Here is a 17,545-nt window from a genome sequence, read left to right on the forward strand (position 1 = left end):
GGCATGGCGGAAGCCTCACCGACTTCTTCGTTGTCCCAGGCGGACCTCGCACACATCGACGCGCAGCTCGCCGCCACGGACCAGCTGCTGGAGCAGAACTACCCGGGCGACGACGGCTCCCGCCAGCCCGTCCACACCGTCTATGTCCCCGCGGACCGCTTTACGCCGCAGCTTGCCGCTGAGTGGGGCAACCAGGCACTTTCGACGGCGGCAGCCCACGGCGGTTTTGCCCGCCTGGGTGAGCTGCTGGGCCAGGACGCGGAACTGGCTGCCGCCGTCGCGTCCCGTGTGGAAGCGAAGCTGGGCCATGAGCCGATCGAGGATCTGCGCCTGGACTTCGAGGACGGATACGGGGACAGGGGCGACGACGCCGAGGATGCCGACGCTGTTGCGGCGGCTTCCGCCGTGGCCGCCGCTGTTGCTGCCGGCTCCGCCCCGCCGTTCATCGGGATCCGGTTCAAGTGCTTCGAGGCGCCCACCAGGGCCCGCGGCCTGCGCACCCTGGACCTGTTTGTGTCCGGTCTGGCCGCTGCCGGCGAGCTTCCCGCCGGGCTGGTTCTCACCCTGCCCAAGGTCACCACGGTGGCGCAGGTGCAGGCCATGGATTATGCCGTGTCCCGCCTGGAGGAAGTACATTCGCTGCCCGCTGGCCGGCTGCGCTTTGAGGTGCAGGTGGAAACGCCGCAGCTCATCCTGGGCCCGGACGGAACCTCACCGGTAGCACAGCTGCCGCACGCGGTTCCGGGCCGGATCAGCGCCCTGCACTACGGCACCTACGACTACTCCGCCTCGCTGCAGATCTCCGCCGAGTACCAGTCCATGGAGCATCCGGTGGCCGATCTCGCCAAAGAGGTCATGCAGCTGGCTGTGGCCGGAACCGGTATCCGGCTCTCCGACGGTTCCACCAACATTATCCCCGTGGGTGACAACGTGGAAAACGCCTGGAAACTGCACGGACGCCTGGTCCGGCGCTCCCTGGAGCGCGGCTATTACCAGGGCTGGGATCTGCATGCCTCCCAGCTGCCCAGCCGCTTCGCTGCCACGTATGCCTTCTACCGCGAAGGCCTGCCGGCTGCCGCAGCACGCCTGCGCAACTACGTGGAACAGAGGGAGGGCGGCGTGATGGACGAACCAGCCACCGCGCGGGCGCTCGCCGCTTTTGTCCTTCGCGGCGTCCAGTGTGGCGCCGTAGGTGCCGATGAAGTCCTGGTGCTTACCGGCGTCGGACTTCCCCAGCTGACCGCACTGGCCCACCCGCGGCTGGCACAGCATTCTTCCCACTTTTCTTCCACCCCACTGGCCACATCACCGCAAGGAGCGAACTCGTGAGCAACTACTTTTCCCCTGAAGGCGGCCTCCCGCCGCAGACCCAGCTCCTCACCGACCGCGCAGTGGTCAAGGAGGCGTACACGGTCATCCCCAAGGGTGTGATGCGGGACATCGTCACGTCCAACCTGCCCGGCTGGACCAACACACGTTCCTGGATCATCGCCCGGCCCATCGCCGGTTTCGCCACCACGTTCTCCCAGCTCATCGTGGAAGTGGCCCCCGGCGGCGGCAGCGACAAGCCGGAGGTGGAGGCCGGCGTCGAAGGCGTCATTTTCCTCACCAAGGGCTCCCTGACGCTGACGCTCGACGGCGAAATCCACCAGCTCGGAGAGGGCGGCTACGCGTACCTCGCCGCAGGATCGGACTGGAAGGTCAGGAATGACGCCCCCGCCGGTGGAGAGGCCGCCTCCTTCCACTGGGTCCGGAAGGCCTACGAAGTGCTCGAAGGACACACTGCGAAGTCCTTCGTGACCCGGGACCAGGACGTGGAACCGCGCCCCATGCCGGGCACCAACGGCGCCTGGGCCACCACCCGGTTTGTGGACCCGGACGATCTGGCCCACGACATGCACGTCAACATCGTCACCTTCCAGCCCGGCGCCTCCATCCCGTTCGCCGAAACCCACGTGATGGAGCACGGCCTCTTTGTCCTCGAGGGCAAGGCCGTCTACCGGCTCAACGACGACTGGGTTGAAGTGGAGGCCGGCGACTTCATGTGGCTGCGCGCCTTCTGCCCGCAGGCCTGCTACGCCGGCGGCCCGGGCCCGTTCCGCTACCTGCTGTACAAGGACGTCAACCGCCAGATCCGCCTGACGTAGTCTGTCTTCACGCCGACGTCGCGGGTTCGGTTCCTGAGAGGCGTGACGGTACGCCGTCCAGGAACCGCACCCGCGACTTCGCTGTTTCCGGCTCATAATGAGCACAGATTCTTGTTCGGCCGTTGGCTTGTTCGATCCCCTACGACACCAATGCCAAGCAATGCCGGCCACGGCCGCTTTTTCGACGCAAGCAGAAGCAGAAGGACGTCCAACGATCACTCCACCTCTCACCGGTGGGGTACAACGGAGTCCTGATAAGTTGGCGTCGCGTTCAGAGCGTATTCGCGTGATCCCTCTATCGACATCAATAAACGGTGGCACCCTGAACCTCGAATATTGGACGCGGCTCTGACCAGGGGCGTCTGGGCCGGCGCCCGGTTTTCCTGGCCCTGATGGGGCTGATGATCGCCCTCGCTTCCCTCGAGCTGTGGCTGCTGACGCCCGGCTACTCCCGCGTCCAGCAGCCGATGGCAGCGGCGTCCGCGCTCCTCGCGGTCTATTACTTCGGCCGGTGGGCCGTGTTCATGGCGGAGGGCCCCCACGGCCCGGTCTTTCTTGCCTACTTCGGATCCCCGGCAACTACCCTGGCCACCACCGTCCTTCTGGTGGTCGTGTCCTTCAGCATGGCCGTGCTGAGCAACGAACAACAAACCCAGGACCTCAGGATGCGGGCGACGTACGACGGCCTCACGGGGCTTCTGAACCGCACCGCATTCCTGCACCTGGCCCTCGATGAACTGCACCGGCTGCGCCGCACCAAAACCACCGACATCGCGCCCTGACCTTCAGGGGATGATCCGCTCCGCGGACGCGGCCCTGTACCAGGCCAAATCACTGGGCCGGAACCGCGCGGTCCTGGCCGTCACAATTCCGGATGAAACCCTGAACTGAACCCGGCAACACCCGTTGCCTCGGCCACCGGGATGCTCCGTCCGCCCGGCACCAGCTGAGGCATGACCATCGGCCCGGGAAAGCAGAGGGATAGCCCGGGCCGTGCCCTTGCAAGGGCTGCCGGCTCGCGGCCGGCTCCCTGTTGCCTCATTTGAAAACCTGCGCATGGCTGTCCTCGTTTCCGCATTGAAAATCCTTCGGCAGCTCAGTTGTTCCTGACTCTGTTGACGGGTCTAGGGGGCATAGCCTGGGGCAGCTGCCAACACGGCGAACCACGCCGCTTTTCTAAGGTTTTCCATGAGTCAACGCGGGCTCTGTTTTTCCGAAGTAAACGGACGTATCCTGATGGCCCGGCCCGAATACAGGAACCACGCCATCATCCCAGGGGGCAGCCCATGACCAATTCGCCTTTACCCGGACCCAGTCCGCTCCCGGCAGACCCTGGCCCGGGCCCAACCGTGAAGGCAGCAGTGGCTGGGATGCACATCAAGGAACATTGGAACCTGCTCTGTCCGGCCACCCGGCAATGGTTCCTCGACAATCCGGGGTGCATGATGGTTCCACGCACGCTCGCGGCCACCATCAACACCGCAACCGGCGAAAACTCCGACCTCGACTCCCACGGACAGGCCCTGCTCTCCGAGGAAGACAGGCTCTTCATCCAGGCCAAGGCACACCAGGACATATCCACCACAAACCCTCCCGCCGACCGTTTCTTCGACGCAGCACGGCCCTGACGGCATCGGCTCCTGCAGCCGCTTGTCCGGTGGCGAAGGTGCGGTTGCTACCCGGCGGAGGTTGGATCTGAACCGGATGATCCCCGCCGCACCGGCGGCGGTAACGAGGCCGCGCACGACGACGGCCACGAACAGCGCCTCCCCAACGACACAGTGCCGTCCTGACCCAGGATCAGTCCGGCATGCCAGGAGGGCGCGTTTATAGGGCTCCGGGACGCCTCTCCGGTGGGCGCGGACTGCTCCGCCACAGCGGCCGATAATGCGGTCCGGGACGAGCTGGAGTGCCGGCCTGCGTTCACCGCCGGCAACATCGACACGGACACGAAGTCCCTCACCGATGTGGCTTTTTTGCGCACCATTAACCTTCCCCCGTGGTGGAAGGTGCAGACTGGATCACAAAACTTCGCGAACACGCCCGGGCCGGCCGCCCGGGACATTTCCTGAGCGACTTTCCGGAGGCTTTCATGTCTGAGGCAACACCGTTTGATTTCGATCTGGCCGTTATCGGCTCCGGCGGCGGCGCCTTCGCTGCCGCGATCCGCGCCACCAACCTGGGCAAACGCGTGGTCATGGTTGAGCGCTCCACGATCGGCGGCACCTGCGTGAACACCGGCTGCGTGCCTTCCAAGGCGTTACTGGCGGCCGCCGAGGCCCGGCGCGTGTCCTTTGACGCGGCCCGGTTCCCCGGCATCTCGACGTCAGCCGGCCCGGTGGACATGGCGGAACTGATCGGCGGCAAGCGCTCCCTCGTCGAAACGATGCGCTCGGATAAATACGTGGACCTGATCCGCGAGTACGGGTGGGAACTGCGCCAGGGCAACGCCGTATTCACCGGCAGCCAGGAGGAGCCGGTGCTGGAGATCACCGCTGCGGACGGGGGCCGGGAAGACGTCCGGGCCGGGCACTATCTGGTCGCGACCGGCTCGGCCCCGTGGACGCCTCCCGTGGCGGGCCTTCGGGACGTGGACTACCTGACCTCCACCACGGCGATGGAATTGGACGCGGTCCCGGAATCGTTGCTGGTCTTCGGCGGCGGGTACGTGGCCCTGGAACAGGCCCAGCTGTTCGCCCGTCTCGGCTCCACAGTGACCGTGCTGGTCCGGTCCCGGCTGGCCTCGCGGGAGGAACCAGAAGCCGCCCTGGCCCTGGCCGGCGTTTTCGCAGACGAGGGAATCCGAGTGATCAGCCGTGCCGCTATCAGCACTGTCCGCACAGACCCGGAAACCGGGGAAGTGGTGGCCACCGCCAACGTGGCCGGGGGAGAACGTGAATTCCGGGCCGATAGGCTGCTGGTCGCCACCGGGCGCCGGCCGGTCACCGACGGGCTGAACCTGGGAGCCGTCGGCGTCACAACAGGGGACGCCGGCCAAATCCTGGTCACCAACACCCTGACCAGCACCAACCCGCGCGTCTGGGCCGCCGGGGACGTGACCGGTCACCGCGAATTCGTGTACGTGGCAGCCTCCCACGGGTCCCTGATGGTGGAGAACGCGTTCAACAACGCCGGCCGCGAAGTCAACTACCGGCACCTGCCACGGGTCACCTTCACCAGCCCGGCCCTGGCCGCGGTCGGCATGACCGACCAGGAAGCGAACGATGCCGGCATCCGCTGTGAATGCCGGGTCCTGCCCCTGGAATACGTCCCCCGCGCCCTGGTCAACCGGGACACCCGCGGCTTCATCAAGATCGTCGCCGACGCAGATACACGGCGCATTGTCGGGATCACGGCCGTCGCCAAGGACGCCGGGGACCTGGCCGCCGCCGGGGTGTACATCCTGGAAGCCGGGATGACCGTGGAGCAGGTCGCCAACCTCTGGAGCCCCTACCTGACCATGGCCGAAGGCCTCAGGATCGCCGCACTGTCCTTCACCACCGACGTTTCACGGCTCTCCTGCTGCGCCTCCTGACCCGCAGGAAAATCACCACCGCTCGGTTAACAACCGGAAGGGAACACCATGACGAATAACATCACCGATGTCACAGAGCGGCTTGCCTCCGGCGAAACGGGCATGCACGCGCGGCTGTGGCTGCCGCTGATCAGGCTGCTGGCCCAGGGCGATCCGGTCGGCATTGAAGCCCTGGCGGCAGCGCCGGCCGGCCGGTTGGGGAGGTCCGCCGCACCTTGGAGGCCATGCCCGGTACCGGGTACGGGGCGGATCAGGGCGGATCATCGGACGGGACCTGACCCAGCGCCCGACCCCGCACCGCTGCGAATCCCGTGGGGAGCAGCTCTGCACCTGATGTGCCTTGGACACCCTGATCCTGCCCGCCGTCCTGGGGACATCAGCGCGGATCGAATCGGCCTGCAGTTCCACCGGAACGCAGGTACGCGTCAGCGTCGGTACCTCCGGGGTGACCAGTGTGGAACCGGCCACGACCGTGGTCTCACTGGTCCATCCGGAGGACATGAGTTCGGTGCGCTCCGCATTCTGCCGCCAGGTCCACTTCTTTGCTTCCCCGAAGAAGCCCGTCCCTGGCTTGAAAGCCATCCCGGCGGCGCCGTGATCCCCGTCGAAGAGGCTTTTAGGCTCGCGACCTATTTGGCCCAAAAATGACTGAACAGGAAGAACCGCAGCCCGGCAACTGGACGCCCGGCTGCAGCTGCTGACGTGTTTGAGTGGGATCGTCGGTCTGGTTGTGGGCCAGACCCCCACCGAGAAGCCCCACCATCTTCACTGTCTGATTGACAGCTTGACCTGCAGCGGTCCCGGTCGCCTATTGCCGTATGTAGACGTTTGCGCCGCTCTCCGGCACGGTCTTGTTGAAGTTGATCACATCTTTGACATTGACCCGGACGCCTTCGACCACCGCAGCCGGCGGGCTGCCCAGATCGCATTCGACGGTGAGCGTCGCCGGAAGATGCAGGTTCGGGTTCACATCCGGAGTGGCGAGGATCGACAGCGTCAATTTGCCGCCGAAGAATGAGGCGGGCAGCCCTTGCGGTGTCGCGTCACCATGGGACTGGAAGCTGAGCATATCCGTCGTGGTGAACGTTCCGGTGATCGTCTGTCCGGTCGCGGCCACATGATGGGCGAAGGTCCCGCCGCCGTCCGCGGTGCGTGCAGCGGTGTCGAAAGTGCCGGTGGCGATGATTGTGACTACGTCGCCGTTTTCCGCGATCGCCTGGTCACCGGCCGGGAATGCAAAACTCTGGATCAGTGCGTCGCCGACGTGGTGTTCTGCGGTTACCGGCCGAGGAAGTCCAGGATGGCGTTGCTGACGGCGTCTGGGGAGTCCTCGGTCGGAATGTGCTTGCCGGGGACCTCGACCAGGCCCGACCCCGGGATCTCCGCTACGTAGCGGCGGGCGAAGGCGACCTTCTGAAAATCGTCGTCCCGGCCCCACACCAGACGCGTCGGAATCCGGGCCTCCTTCAACCACGGCACCACGTCCATGGTGTAGCGGGAATCGGCTGCAGCGGCCATGGCCATCCAGGAACGGTGCCGTGCCGGCGCGGTCCACGGCGACAGGTAGTCCGCCAGCTCTTCCTCGCTCAACGTCCGCTGCACTGCGCGCCGGGTGGAAACGGCACGGGCGGTCATGAGTTCCTCGGGCTCGGTCGCGGCGCGCACCTCCGGGTCACGGAACCGCTGCACCGCCGGGACCGGCCAGGAATCGAACATGACCGAATTCATCAGCACGAGTCTGCTCACCCGCCCGCTGGTCGCAGCCACCAGCTGCGCGATCCCCCCGCCGATATCGTGTCCGGCCAGATCAAACCTCTCCAGTCCAAGGGCGTCGGCGGCGGCGAGGACCGTTTCGGCCAGGGCCGGCACGGTCGCGTGTGCGATGTCGAGTTCTCCGCCGCTGCACCCGAACCCGGGCAGGTCCAGGGCGATGCAACGCCGCGCGGTCCCTAACGCGGGCAAAACGGGCAGCCACACCCGGCTCCAGAACGTCCCGTGCAAAAGCAGCAACGGCGGCGACGCGTCATCGCCGCTACGCAGGTAGGAAAGGGTGGTCCCCTCAACCTGGATCCGGTCCCGCCGCACGGGTGCTTCCTGGGGGCTCATGTGTCGTAATCGCCTGTCTGGTGGGCCGGAAATGGGGTCTGCAGCGTCGTGCTCAGGCGGCGCCGCGGGCCGGGTAGTCGTGCTCCCGGACATACCGGAGACCGGCAATGATGTCATCCAGGCCCGGCCGGCCGAACGGCATCGTCGCTGTGCTGCTCCAGAACAAGGTGCCGTCCTCGTCCAGGACGAAGATGCCCGGTTCGTTGAAAAGTTCCGGCTCGCCGTCCTTGATGGCCCGGGACAGGTTTAAGCCCCAGGAGCGGGCTGATCCTTCGCTCAGTCCGTAGGCGACAGGAAGGTTTTCCAAATGCCATTTGGCCACAATCTCGGCGCTGCGCTCTGCCGTTTCCATGCTGACGGCGACGACCTGGCCGATCCCCGCAGCATGCAGATCCTCCAGGCGCCTGTCGATTTCGCTGAGCTGCTTGCGGCAGATCGGGCAGTGCAGGCCGCGGAAAAAGACGACCAGTCTGAAGCGGCCCGTCGCACCGCGGCCAAGGTTCAAATCATCGGCAGTGCCGCCGCCGACGAGCGGGAGCGACAGGGCCGGGGACCGTTGCGTGGGAAGAAGAGTCATGACGGTCACAACAATTCCTCCATCAGAGTATTCCCTGCCGACTCCCGCTCCCCATGCCCCGCCGGCAAACCCTGCCACCCGTGAAGGGCCTGTACGCGACCCTGGCCCATCGTATTTACAGAGGTTCCGGGACCTTGACCGTCGTTTTCCGTGGCGCCGTCCGGAAAATTTGCGGGCGGGGGGTACATAGTGCCTCACGTCAAGTTCGCGAAGCCTTTGTACGTGCCTCACGTATCCTTGCTCGCGAAGAGAGCGGCTGCCAGCGCACTTGGGAGAGCGCATCACCCTCGACAATCGTCGACACGATCTGCGCTCCGGAGCCAGGGAGCATCTCCAAGGGACCGCATACGCGGCACCGGGCCTGCCACCCAACTAAGAAAAAGCCGCCATTCTCATCTAAAGTCACAGCGCGGCTGCACTCTCCCGCCGAATTGTGTATCGCGAACGATCGTTACCGGACACTCTCAACAGCCTTGGCGCCAGCTTCCCGCGTCTTGGTCCGTGTCCTCCGGTCGATCCGGTCCCCCGTAGGGCCATATGCACCGGGGGCTCTGACGGCCGGACGTAGTGGAGACCGTTCGGGAATTGTAATGACTTTGATGTTGCGCGTCGCCGGCCGCGGGTCCTTAATGAGAGCCATGGGAAAGGAGCCGGTCATGGCTGCTATAACAGCCGCCCCGGTTGAGGCGGGCGGGGACTCCCGGCTGGCCCGCGGGGGTGTCGCCGCGTTGCGGATCGGCGTAGCGCTGCTGTGGATCCAGAACGTCGCCTGGAAGGTTCCCCCGGATTTCGGTGAGCACGGGAATACCGGATTGTACTTTTTCACCCGTTTCGCGGTCGACCGCCCGGTGTTCCCCCCTTATGCGTGGTTCGTTGAACACGTGGTGCTGACCAATTTCCCCTTTTTCGGGTGGATGACGCTGCTCATCGAGGCCGGCCTCGGCGCGTTCCTGCTGATCGGGCTTGCCACCCGGTTCTGGGCGGCGGTCGGGTTGGCCCAGTCGCTCGCGATCATGCTGTCCGTCCTGAACGCACCCAACGAATGGCACTGGTCCTACTACCTGATGATCCTCGCGCACGTCGCGGTGTTCGCCACCGCCGCGGGGCGCAGCTTCGGGGTCGACGGTGTCCTGCGCCCCGGCTGGCAGAAATCCACCGGACGCCTCGGCTCCCTGCTGGCCAGGCTCTCATGAGCGGGCGGCGGTTCGATCGTCCCGTGCTGGTCCTGGGTGTGGCCGCCCTGCTGGGCTCCCTGTTCGCCTTCTCGACCGGCGGACCGGCGCCGGCGGACCTCATCCATGTCCGCGGTGCGGGCCTGATCGTGATCGTGGCGTTGGGGGTCCTCGCGGTGCTCGGCGGGGTGCTGCGACGGCGTGTTCTGGTGATCGTGGCCGGTGCGGCTTTCGTGGCGGCCGCGGTGATTCAGCTGCTGCAGGCCGGCCAGGCGGTCAATTGGCTCGGCGGGGATGGCTCCACCCTGGCGCTGATGGGCGGTCTGGGGCTCGGGCTGCTCGCCGTCGGACTGACACCGAGTCCCCTCTCCATGGCCACAGACAGGAAGACGCACGATGAATCTGAACGCACGGCTTGATCCGGTCCTGGCCATTGCCGGCGAGCATGCCCGCGACGTCGACGCCGGCGCCCGCTTCCCCGAGGAAGCCGTCGCAGCCCTGCGGGAGTCCGGGTTGCTCGGGCTGACGCTGCCGGTGGAGGCGGGTGGTCTCGGTGGCGGCCCGCACGAACTGGTCGAGGTCCTGGGTTCCCTGGCCGGGGTTTGCGGGTCGACCGCGATGATCTATCTGATGCATGTCAGTGCCGCGATGCCGGTGGCGGCCGCACCACCGCCTGGGCTGCCGGATCTGGTGGCCGATCTGGCCGGCGGCAGGGCCCTGGGCTCGCTGGCGTTCTCGGAGGCCGGATCCAGGTCGCATTTCTGGGCGCCCGTGTCCCGGGCACGGCTCAACGGTGCGGGGGTGCGGCTGAACGCCGCCAAGAGCTGGGTGACCTCGGCCGGTCATGCCGACGTCTATATCGTCTCGACGCTGACGGCGGATGCCGACACCGTTGATTTGTTCGCGGTCCCGGCGGTCACACCCGGCGTCGAGGTGGCCGGGAGATGGCGCGGCATGGGGCTGCGCGGCAACGCCTCGACCCCGATGACCTTCGACGCCGAGGTGCCCGGCAGCTACCGTCTCGGTGCGGCCGGCGGCGGGTTGGACCTGATGCTCCAGACGGTGTTGCCGTGGTTTAACCTGGGCAACGCGGCCGTGTCGGTCGGGTTGTCCCGGGCCGCGGTGGACGCCGCCGTCCGGCATACCAGCGCCGCCCGGCTGGAGCATCTGGACGAAAGCCTCTCGGCGCTGCCGACCATCCGTGCCCGGCTGGCGCGGATGTCAATCGAGCTGGCCTCCACCGCGGCCTATCTCACCCAGGCCGCCGGCCGGATTGCCGAGCCGCGCGAGGACACCATGCTGCACGTGCTCGGGGTCAAGGCCGCGGCCAACGACGCGGCCCTGCGCATCACCGACTCCGCGATGCGCGTCTGCGGCGGTGCGGCGTTCTCGGAACACCTGCAGATCGACCGGTACTTCCGCGACGCCCGGGCCGGCCACGTCATGGCCCCTACCGCCGACGTGCTCTATGACTTCTACGGCAGGGCCATCACCGGACAGCCGCTGTTCGACAGCCAGCCGTCCGCACCGGCGCAGGTCCCGGCGTGAGCGCCCCGCTGATCGTGGGCTCGGTCGCCTACACCCCTAACGTCGTCACCATCTGGGAGGGTATCCGCGACTACTTCGCCGGCACCCCCGCCGAGATGGATTTCGTGCTCTTCTCCAACTACGGGCGGCAGGTGGATTCGCTGCTTCAGGGCACGATCGACCTGGCCTGGAACACCAACCTGGCCTGGGTACGCACCGTCGCGCAGACCAATGGCGCCTGCCGGGCGCTGGCCATGCGGGACACCGACACCATGTTCCGGACAATGTTCGTGGCCCGTGCCGGAACCGGGCTGGGCGGCCTGGCAGACCTGAAGGGCCGCCGGCTGGCGCTGGGGTCCAGGGATTCGGCGCAGGCCGCGATCCTGCCGGTCCACTTCCTGACCCGGGCCGGGATCACCACAGCCGAAGTGGACCTGCTGCGCCTGGACAGCGACGTCGGCAAACACGGGGACACCGGCCGCAGCGAACTCGATGCGCTGCGCGCGGTCCTCGATGACAGGGCCGATGCCGCCGCGATCGGCGTCAACACCTGGGAGGCAATCGGGCGTGAGGAGCTGATGCCCGGGGCGCTGGAGGTGTTCTGGGAATCCCCGGTGTACAGCCACTGCAACTTCACCGCCCTGCCCGCCCTCTCCGAGGAGCGCTCCGCACCCTGGGTCGAGCACCTGCTCGCGATGGACTGGGACAACCCGGCGCACCGGCCCATCCTGGAAATGGAAGGCCTGCGCCGCTGGGTGGCCCCCCGGCTGGAAGGATACGCGTCACTGTTCGAGGCCGTACACGAACAAGGCATCGGGCCCCGATGGTAAACCACGGCATCGTCCTGGATCTGGTGGAACGCATCGCCGCCGCGGCCGACGGCGCCACCGTGGCCGTGCCGCTGGGACCCGGCGAGCAGGGCCCCCTGACGCAGACTGTGGCCGCATGGTGTGCCCGGACAGGCAACGAACTCCTCGAAGTCCGGGACGGGGCCGCCGTCATCCGCCGCGGCCACGCCCCCGACCCGCTCGCCGGGCTCGCGTCCGGACAGATACCCGGAACCCGGCTCTGGATGTACACCAACTTTGACTGCAACCTGGCCTGCGACTACTGCTGCGCCCGGTCCTCACCGCAGACCGCCCGCCGGGCCCTGGGCATCGACCGGGTGCGCCGGCTGGCCGGCGAGGCCGTTCAGGCCGGGGTCAGCGAGCTACTGCTCACCGGCGGGGAACCGTTCCTGCTGCCGGACCTCGATGACCTCGTGGCGGCATGCACGGACGCGCTGCCGACCACCCTGCTGACCAACGGGATGCTCTTCCGCGGGAACCGGCTCGAACGCCTGCGCCGGATGGACCGTGACCGGCTCGTGCTGCAGATCAGCCTCGACTCCGCCACCCCGGACACCCACGACAGCCACCGCGGAACCGGATCGTGGGCCCGGGCCGTGGCCGGCATCCGGATAGCGCAGGAGGAAGGATTCCGGGTCCGGGTCGCCGCGACCCTGCCCGCCGGACAGAGCCACGAACTCCAGCCGTTCCACACCTTCCTCGACTCGCTCGGCATCGCACCCGAGGACCAGGTCATCCGCGCCCTCGCCCACCGCGGCAACGCCGACACCGGCCTGGAACTGACCATCGAATCGCTCATCCCCGAAGTGACCGTCACCGCCGACGGCGTCTACTGGCACCCCGTCAGCGCCGACGACACCGACCAGCTCATCACCGCCGAGATCTTCCCCCTGGCCGAGGCCATCGCCGAGGTCCGCCGCCGATTCAGCGACTACCGCGCCCGCGCCAACGCCGCCGCCCAATGGTTTCCCTGCGCCTGAGCACCCCGGCCGCGCGCCGGGCCACCCGGCGCCCGCCTCCCCGGGCCGGGAACGCCGCAAGCACCGCGCCCCAGCCGCGCCCTCCAGAGACCGGGGTCAAAACATGACCGAAAAAGGGCCGGGCATCGACGTTGTCCTGCCCTGCCTGAATGAGGCGGCCGCGCTGCCGCGTGTTTTGGCCGAGTTCCCTGCCAACTTCCGCCCTATCGTGGTGGATAACGGGTCCATCGACGGCTCCGCCGCCATTGCCCGCGCACTCGGGGCCACCGTGGTGTTCGAGCCGCGGACGGGTTTCGGGTGGGCAGCCCACGCCGGCTTGCTCGCCGCAACGTCGGATTATGTGGCGTTCTGCGATTGCGACGGGTCGATGGGCGTGGAGGACCTGCGACGCGTTGCCGCACCGGTGCTGGCGGGACGGACGGATCTAATGCTGGGGCGACAATGGCCCGCCGGGGGCTGCTGGCCCTCTCACGCCCGGCTGGCGAACGCCGTCCTGGCCCGCCGGCTCCGCCGACGCCTGGATATCAGCATTCATGACCTCGGCCCCATGCGCGTGGCTTCGCGCCAACGGCTGCTGGCCTTGGATCTGCAGGACCGGCGCAGCGGGTACCCGCTGGAAATGGTCCTCAAGGCCGCGCGTGCCGGGTGGAGGATTGAGGAAATCCGGGTTGCTTACCAGCCACGCACCGGACGGTCCAAGGTCACCGGCACCGTGCGGGGCACCATCACGGCCGTGATCGACATGTCACGCCAGCTGCGGAGCAGGTAATGCACCCGGCCTCGCAGCTCACGCTCGTCGTCATGGCCAAGGAATGCATACCCGGACAGGTCAAGACCCGGCTGACGCCGGCGCTGAGCCATGCCCTGGCCGCGGACGTTGCCGCCGCGAGCCTGGATGACACACTGGCCACCGTCGCGGCCATGCCCGTGGCACGCCGGGTCCTGGCCTACACCACCGACCGATGCCCGGCCCTGGCTGCAGGCTTTGAACTGCTTCGACAAACCGACGGCGACCTCGACCATCGCCTCGCCGCCGTCTTCGATGCCGCCCGCGGATACGGATGGGGCACCACGGTCCTGATCGGCATGGACACCCCCCAGCTTCGAGCCGATCACCTTGCGGCCTGCCTCAAACCGGCACCCGGCGTCGACAGCTGGATCGGCCTGGCCGGTGACGGCGGCTTCTGGGCGTTGGCACTGCGCAACCCCGACGGGGACCTGACCCGCGGCGTGCCCATGTCCGCGCCGACCACCGGAGCCCGGCAGCTGGAACGCCTCCTCCAGGCCGGTCACAGGGTCCGTCTGCTCCCCCAACTGACCGATGTGGACACCATCGGCACCGCGGCTCAAGTCGCAGCACAAATCCCCCACAGCCGATTCACCCGAGCCCTGCAGGCAGCACTGGCACAACGCCGGTCGGAAGACCATGAGACCCCATTGAAATTCGGCATTGCTGGCTGTTTCGAAGGAGAAACCATATGAACAACGCACCGTCAGTCATTGTGTTTGATGTAAACGAGACACTTTCGGACATGTCCCCGATGGGTGCCCGGTTCGCTGACGTCGGTGCTCCGGCTCCGTTGGCCAAGCTGTGGTTTGCCGCACTGCTGCGGGACGGATTCGCTCTTGCGGCGGCCGGGGACAGTGCCCGGTTCGCTGACATCGGCGCCGAAGTGCTACGCGGGTTGTTGGGACGTACAGCGTTGGACAGGGACCTGGACGGCGCGGTGGAACATGTCATGAGTGGCATGGCAGCGCTCGGACTGCATCCGGATGTCGCGGACGGTGTCCGGACACTTAAGTCGGCAGGCTACCGGCTAGTCACCCTGACCAACGGATCCCCGCAGGTCGCGGAAAAACTGTTTGCCACAGCGGGGATCCGGGAGGATTTTGACCTGCTGCTCTCCGTGGAAGACGCACAGGCGTGGAAGCCGGCCCGCGCCTCCTATGAGCACGCGGCCTTAGCCTGTGGGGTCGCCCCGGATCAAATGCTGCTCGTGGCCGTGCATCCGTGGGACATCCACGGCGCGTCGCGGGCGGGTCTTGGTACCGCGTGGCTGAACCGTTCCGGAGAAACGTACCCGGCCTACTTCAGGGCCCCGGACCACACCATCACGGGCCTCGGCGGCCTGACCCGGGCGTTGGCTCCGGCCGGGCCGGTGTAGTCCACGTCAGGCAGCGTCCGCAGGGCCGGCAGCCCGGGTTGCGTTCTTTGGTCGTCGTCGGGAAGCGGACTCCGGAAGTCCTGCACGGGCTGCCTGCTCCCGGTGGAGGGTGTGTGCCGCGGCGTAACCGGGGTACACACCCGGATTCCTCAGGCGGTGGGCTCTGGGGCTGCGGGGAGGTCGAGTCCGGTGCCGGTGTTGGCTGTCAGTTTCAGCAGTCGATTGCACGGAATGTCCAAAGCCGTCTGCACAGCCCGCCCGTTGGGGGATCCTTGGGTTCTTGCGGTGATTGCAACACTTAGCGGATGGGTGTTGTCATGGCGAGGTATTCGATTTACGTAAGACCGGATCTTCTGCAGCTGTTTTGGGCTGGGATGCAGGCCGGTGATTTCATCACTGACGCTGTTGTGCCGATCAATACGAGCAGGCGGACCGGGCGCCGGGTCCTGGCCGAGGCCGGGGGTGTCAGGCCACGCCGCGGCCGGGATCTGAAGGGCAGGTGCCTGACTTTCGCCCAGCGTGAAGAGATCGCGGTGATGCGCGCCCAGGGACACTCGCTGCGCCGGATCGGGGCCGTGGTCGGCAGATCTGCCTCGACTGTGTCCAGGGAGCTTCGGCGCAATTCGGTGGCCGGGTTGCCTTACCGGGCGACGTCGGCTCACGCACTGGCGTATGAGCGGGCTTCGCGGCCGAAACCGGCGAAACTGCACACGAACACGGTGTTGCGTGCGAAGGTGGAAGAGGACCTGAAAAAGAAGTACTCGCCTGAGCAGATCGCAGGACGCCTGCGGGTTGAGTTTCCCGATGAGCCGGAGATGCGGGTGTCACCTGAGATCATTTACCAGTGCCTTTACGTTCAGTCCCGCGGAGCACTGAACCGTGATCTGGCCGCGTGTTTACGCACCGGACGGGCACTCAGGCAGCCCTGCAGGAAAGCCGGCCAGCGGAAGAACCGGATCCCGGGGATGATCAATATCTCCGAACGTCCCCCCGAGGTTCAGGACCGTGCGGTGCCAGGGCACTGGGAGGGCGACCTCATCATCGGCAAGGGGAATCAGTCCGCGATCGGGACGCTGGTCGAGCGGACCACCAATTACACGATGCTCGTGCACCTGCCGGACGGGTACAAGGCCGAGCAGATGCGTGACGCCCTGGCAGCCAAGATCAAGACGCTCCCCGAGGCGCTGAGGCATTCACTCACCTGGGACCAAGGCATCGAAATGCAGGACTGGAAAACCGTGAAAGTAGACGCCGGTATCGACATTTACTTCTGCGATCCGCACTCACCCTGGCAGCGGGGCATCAACGAAAACACGAATGGCCTGCTGCGCCGGTACTTCCCGAAGGGCACGGACCTGAGCGTCCACAGCGCCGAAGACCTCGACTGGGTTGCCCAGGAACTCAACGACCGGCCACGCAAAAGACTAGAGTTCAGAAAACCGATCGAATTGATCGAAGGACTCCTGTTGCAATGACCGCCTGAATCCGCCGATCCCCTAACGGGCGCCTGTGTAGGCGCATTGAGGGCGCTGCCGTTGCGCCCCGCCATGCGCCGTGCTGTGGCAAGCTGGCGATCTGGTCGAGTTCGGTGAGGTCGTCGTTGGACAGTGTGAGTGCGGCGCCGGCGATATTCTCCCTGAGGTGCGACACGGACGACGTTCCCGGGATCAACAGGATGTTCGGGGAACGGTGCAGCAGCCAGGCCAGGGCGACCGACATCTGGGTCGCGCCAAGCCGCGTAGCGACGGATGACAGCGCGTCGGACTGAAGCGGGGTGAAGCCTCCCAGGGGGAAGAAGGGAATGTACGCGATTCCTTCTACGGCGAGGCGGTCGATGAGGGTGTCGTCCCACCGGTTAGCGAGGTTGTACATGTTCTGCACGGACACGATCGGCGCGATCGACTGCGCTTCCTTCACCTGCTCCGCGGTGGCGTTGCTGACGCCAAGGTGCCGAATGATGCCCTGCTGCTGCAGGTCTACGAGCGTCTCGAACGCCTCGCTGATCTGCTCGGGGACCGGCCCGTTGGCGTCCCCGAGGCGAAGGTGTACCAGGTCGAGGACGTCGACGCCGAGGGTTTCGAGGTTGTCGTCGATTTGTGCGCGGAGTTCGTCGGGCTTCCGCGCGGACGGCCAGCTGCCCTGGGCGTCGCGGCGTCCGCCGGCCTTCGTCGCGATGAAGAGGTCTTCGGCGTAGGGGTGCAGGGCTTCGCGGATGAGTTCGTTGACGACGCGGGGTCCGTAGGTTTCTGCGGTGTCGATGTGGGTGATGCCGCTTTCGACGGCGTGACCGAGGACGGCGAGGGCTGCGTCGTGGTCTTTTGGCGGGCCGACGACCCACGGGCCGGCGAGCTGCATGCCGCCGTACCCGAAGCGGGAAACGGTGGTGTCGCCGAGGTTCCAGGTGCCGCCGGGCAGGTCGGTGGTGTTGGTGCTCATGGATGTGCCTTTCGGTGCTTGCGGAATAACGTGCTGCCCTCCATCCTGAATG

19 protein-coding genes are annotated in these 17,545 nt (G+C 66.8%); 15 read left to right on the plus strand and 4 right to left on the minus strand.

Annotated features, from left to right (window positions below; all coding sequences use genetic code 11):
- The first annotated feature begins 3 nt into the window (after positions 1-3).
- The 6 genes from ACQCST_RS17490 to merB all read left to right on the plus strand — a co-directional run bounded on the left by ACQCST_RS17490 (position 4) and on the right by merB (position 6,280).
- On the plus strand, positions 4-1,329 hold the full coding sequence (locus ACQCST_RS17490; RefSeq protein ID WP_426996983.1) for a DUF6986 family protein: 1,326 nt from the start codon (positions 4-6) through the stop codon (positions 1,327-1,329).
- Complete coding sequence (locus tag ACQCST_RS17495; protein WP_426996984.1) at positions 1,326-2,147, plus strand: bifunctional allantoicase/(S)-ureidoglycine aminohydrolase; 822 nt, start codon at positions 1,326-1,328, stop codon at positions 2,145-2,147. The genes ACQCST_RS17490 and ACQCST_RS17495 overlap by 4 nt, the downstream gene beginning before the upstream one ends.
- 401 nt (positions 2,148-2,548) lie before the next feature.
- Complete coding sequence (locus tag ACQCST_RS17500; RefSeq protein ID WP_426996985.1) at positions 2,549-2,929, plus strand: hypothetical protein; 381 nt, start codon at positions 2,549-2,551, stop codon at positions 2,927-2,929.
- Between the two features lie 588 nt (positions 2,930-3,517).
- Positions 3,518-3,775, plus strand: a complete 258-nt coding sequence (locus ACQCST_RS17505; RefSeq protein WP_426996986.1) for a hypothetical protein — start codon at positions 3,518-3,520, stop codon at positions 3,773-3,775.
- 464 nt (positions 3,776-4,239) lie between these two features.
- The gene (merA, locus tag ACQCST_RS17510; RefSeq protein WP_426996987.1) at positions 4,240-5,682 is read left to right on the plus strand and encodes a mercury(II) reductase; all 1,443 of its coding nucleotides are present in this window, start codon (positions 4,240-4,242) and stop codon (positions 5,680-5,682) included.
- Positions 5,683-6,022: 340 nt separating this feature from the next.
- The gene (gene merB, locus ACQCST_RS17515) at positions 6,023-6,280 is read left to right on the plus strand and encodes an organomercurial lyase (protein WP_426996988.1); all 258 of its coding nucleotides are present in this window, start codon (positions 6,023-6,025) and stop codon (positions 6,278-6,280) included.
- Between the two features lie 210 nt (positions 6,281-6,490).
- On the opposite strand, the gene ACQCST_RS17520 is transcribed toward merB, so the two are convergent.
- The 3 genes from ACQCST_RS17520 to ACQCST_RS17530 all read right to left on the minus strand — a co-directional run bounded on the left by ACQCST_RS17520 (position 6,491) and on the right by ACQCST_RS17530 (position 8,365).
- The gene (locus tag ACQCST_RS17520) at positions 6,491-6,799 is read right to left on the minus strand and encodes a hypothetical protein (protein WP_426996989.1); all 309 of its coding nucleotides are present in this window, start codon (positions 6,797-6,799) and stop codon (positions 6,491-6,493) included.
- 161 nt (positions 6,800-6,960) lie between these two features.
- Positions 6,961-7,788, minus strand: a complete 828-nt coding sequence (locus ACQCST_RS17525) for an alpha/beta fold hydrolase (protein ID WP_426996990.1) — start codon at positions 7,786-7,788, stop codon at positions 6,961-6,963.
- A 52-nt stretch (positions 7,789-7,840) separates the two neighbouring features.
- On the minus strand, positions 7,841-8,365 hold the full coding sequence (locus ACQCST_RS17530) for a redoxin domain-containing protein (protein WP_426999213.1): 525 nt from the start codon (positions 8,363-8,365) through the stop codon (positions 7,841-7,843).
- A gap of 656 nt (positions 8,366-9,021) precedes the next feature.
- Between ACQCST_RS17530 and ACQCST_RS17535 the strand changes: the two genes are divergently transcribed.
- The 9 genes from ACQCST_RS17535 (at position 9,022) to ACQCST_RS17575 (ending at position 16,532) form a co-directional block, all read left to right on the plus strand.
- A complete protein-coding gene (locus ACQCST_RS17535) occupies positions 9,022-9,558 on the plus strand; it encodes a TQO small subunit DoxD (protein WP_426996991.1) in 537 nt (178 codons plus the stop codon).
- Positions 9,555-9,956 carry an Rv1678 family membrane protein gene (locus ACQCST_RS17540; RefSeq protein WP_426996992.1) on the plus strand — a complete coding sequence of 134 codons (402 nt, stop codon included), beginning with the start codon at positions 9,555-9,557 and terminating at the stop codon, positions 9,954-9,956. The genes ACQCST_RS17535 and ACQCST_RS17540 overlap by 4 nt, the downstream gene beginning before the upstream one ends.
- Positions 9,934-11,085 (plus strand): Rv1679 family acyl-CoA dehydrogenase, encoded by a 1,152-nt coding sequence (fadE16, locus tag ACQCST_RS17545; RefSeq protein ID WP_426996993.1) that lies wholly within the window; start codon positions 9,934-9,936, stop codon positions 11,083-11,085. Before ACQCST_RS17540 ends, fadE16 begins: the two co-directional genes overlap by 23 nt.
- Positions 11,082-11,894, plus strand: a complete 813-nt coding sequence (locus ACQCST_RS17550; protein ID WP_426996994.1) for an Rv1680 family SBP-like protein — start codon at positions 11,082-11,084, stop codon at positions 11,892-11,894. The genes fadE16 and ACQCST_RS17550 overlap by 4 nt, the downstream gene beginning before the upstream one ends.
- Complete coding sequence (locus ACQCST_RS17555; RefSeq protein WP_426996996.1) at positions 11,888-12,892, plus strand: Rv1681 family radical SAM protein; 1,005 nt, start codon at positions 11,888-11,890, stop codon at positions 12,890-12,892. The genes ACQCST_RS17550 and ACQCST_RS17555 overlap by 7 nt, the downstream gene beginning before the upstream one ends.
- Positions 12,893-12,995: 103 nt before the next feature.
- Positions 12,996-13,661 (plus strand): glycosyltransferase family 2 protein, encoded by a 666-nt coding sequence (locus tag ACQCST_RS17560; RefSeq protein WP_426996997.1) that lies wholly within the window; start codon positions 12,996-12,998, stop codon positions 13,659-13,661.
- The gene (locus ACQCST_RS17565) at positions 13,661-14,374 is read left to right on the plus strand and encodes a TIGR04282 family arsenosugar biosynthesis glycosyltransferase (RefSeq protein WP_426996998.1); all 714 of its coding nucleotides are present in this window, start codon (positions 13,661-13,663) and stop codon (positions 14,372-14,374) included. The genes ACQCST_RS17560 and ACQCST_RS17565 overlap by 1 nt, the downstream gene beginning before the upstream one ends.
- Entirely contained in the window at positions 14,371-15,057 is a 687-nt protein-coding gene (locus ACQCST_RS17570) for a haloacid dehalogenase type II (protein WP_426996999.1), read from the plus strand. The genes ACQCST_RS17565 and ACQCST_RS17570 overlap by 4 nt, the downstream gene beginning before the upstream one ends.
- Positions 15,058-15,362: 305 nt before the next feature.
- Positions 15,363-16,532: an IS30 family transposase gene (locus ACQCST_RS17575; protein WP_426997000.1), complete on the plus strand. Its 1,170-nt coding sequence runs from the start codon at positions 15,363-15,365 to the stop codon at positions 16,530-16,532.
- Here ACQCST_RS17575 and ACQCST_RS17580 read toward each other — a convergent pair.
- Entirely contained in the window at positions 16,489-17,493 is a 1,005-nt protein-coding gene (locus ACQCST_RS17580; RefSeq protein WP_426997001.1) for an oxidoreductase, read from the minus strand. The two genes, ACQCST_RS17575 and ACQCST_RS17580, sit on opposite strands and share 44 nt — an antisense overlap.
- Positions 17,494-17,545: the final 52 nt, after the last annotated feature.

Origin of the sequence: Pseudarthrobacter sp. N5 (assembly GCF_050157035.1) — a bacterium.
Taxonomy (GTDB): Bacteria; Actinomycetota; Actinomycetes; order Actinomycetales; family Micrococcaceae; genus Arthrobacter.

Bases quoted from the DNA above. Each gene is read 5' to 3' on its own strand.
- ACQCST_RS17490 (WP_426996983.1), top strand. From the start codon at position 4: ATGGCGGAAGCCTCACCGACTTCTTCGTTGTCCCAGGCGGACCTCGCA.
- ACQCST_RS17500 (WP_426996985.1), top strand. From the start codon at position 2,549: ATGATCGCCCTCGCTTCCCTCGAGCTGTGGCTGCTGACGCCCGGCTAC.
- ACQCST_RS17505 (WP_426996986.1), top strand. From the start codon at position 3,518: ATGCACATCAAGGAACATTGGAACCTGCTCTGTCCGGCCACCCGGCAA.
- merA (WP_426996987.1), top strand. From the start codon at position 4,240: ATGTCTGAGGCAACACCGTTTGATTTCGATCTGGCCGTTATCGGCTCC.
- ACQCST_RS17525 (WP_426996990.1), bottom strand. From the start codon at position 7,788: ATGAGCCCCCAGGAAGCACCCGTGCGGCGGGACCGGATCCAGGTTGAG.
- ACQCST_RS17530 (WP_426999213.1), bottom strand. From the start codon at position 8,365: ATGACTCTTCTTCCCACGCAACGGTCCCCGGCCCTGTCGCTCCCGCTC.
- ACQCST_RS17535 (WP_426996991.1), top strand. From the start codon at position 9,022: ATGGCTGCTATAACAGCCGCCCCGGTTGAGGCGGGCGGGGACTCCCGG.
- ACQCST_RS17540 (WP_426996992.1), top strand. From the start codon at position 9,555: ATGAGCGGGCGGCGGTTCGATCGTCCCGTGCTGGTCCTGGGTGTGGCC.
- fadE16 (WP_426996993.1), top strand. From the start codon at position 9,934: ATGAATCTGAACGCACGGCTTGATCCGGTCCTGGCCATTGCCGGCGAG.
- ACQCST_RS17555 (WP_426996996.1), top strand. From the start codon at position 11,888: ATGGTAAACCACGGCATCGTCCTGGATCTGGTGGAACGCATCGCCGCC.
- ACQCST_RS17560 (WP_426996997.1), top strand. From the start codon at position 12,996: ATGACCGAAAAAGGGCCGGGCATCGACGTTGTCCTGCCCTGCCTGAAT.
- ACQCST_RS17565 (WP_426996998.1), top strand. From the start codon at position 13,661: ATGCACCCGGCCTCGCAGCTCACGCTCGTCGTCATGGCCAAGGAATGC.
- ACQCST_RS17570 (WP_426996999.1), top strand. From the start codon at position 14,371: ATGAACAACGCACCGTCAGTCATTGTGTTTGATGTAAACGAGACACTT.
- ACQCST_RS17575 (WP_426997000.1), top strand. From the start codon at position 15,363: ATGGGTGTTGTCATGGCGAGGTATTCGATTTACGTAAGACCGGATCTT.
- ACQCST_RS17580 (WP_426997001.1), bottom strand. From the start codon at position 17,493: ATGAGCACCAACACCACCGACCTGCCCGGCGGCACCTGGAACCTCGGC.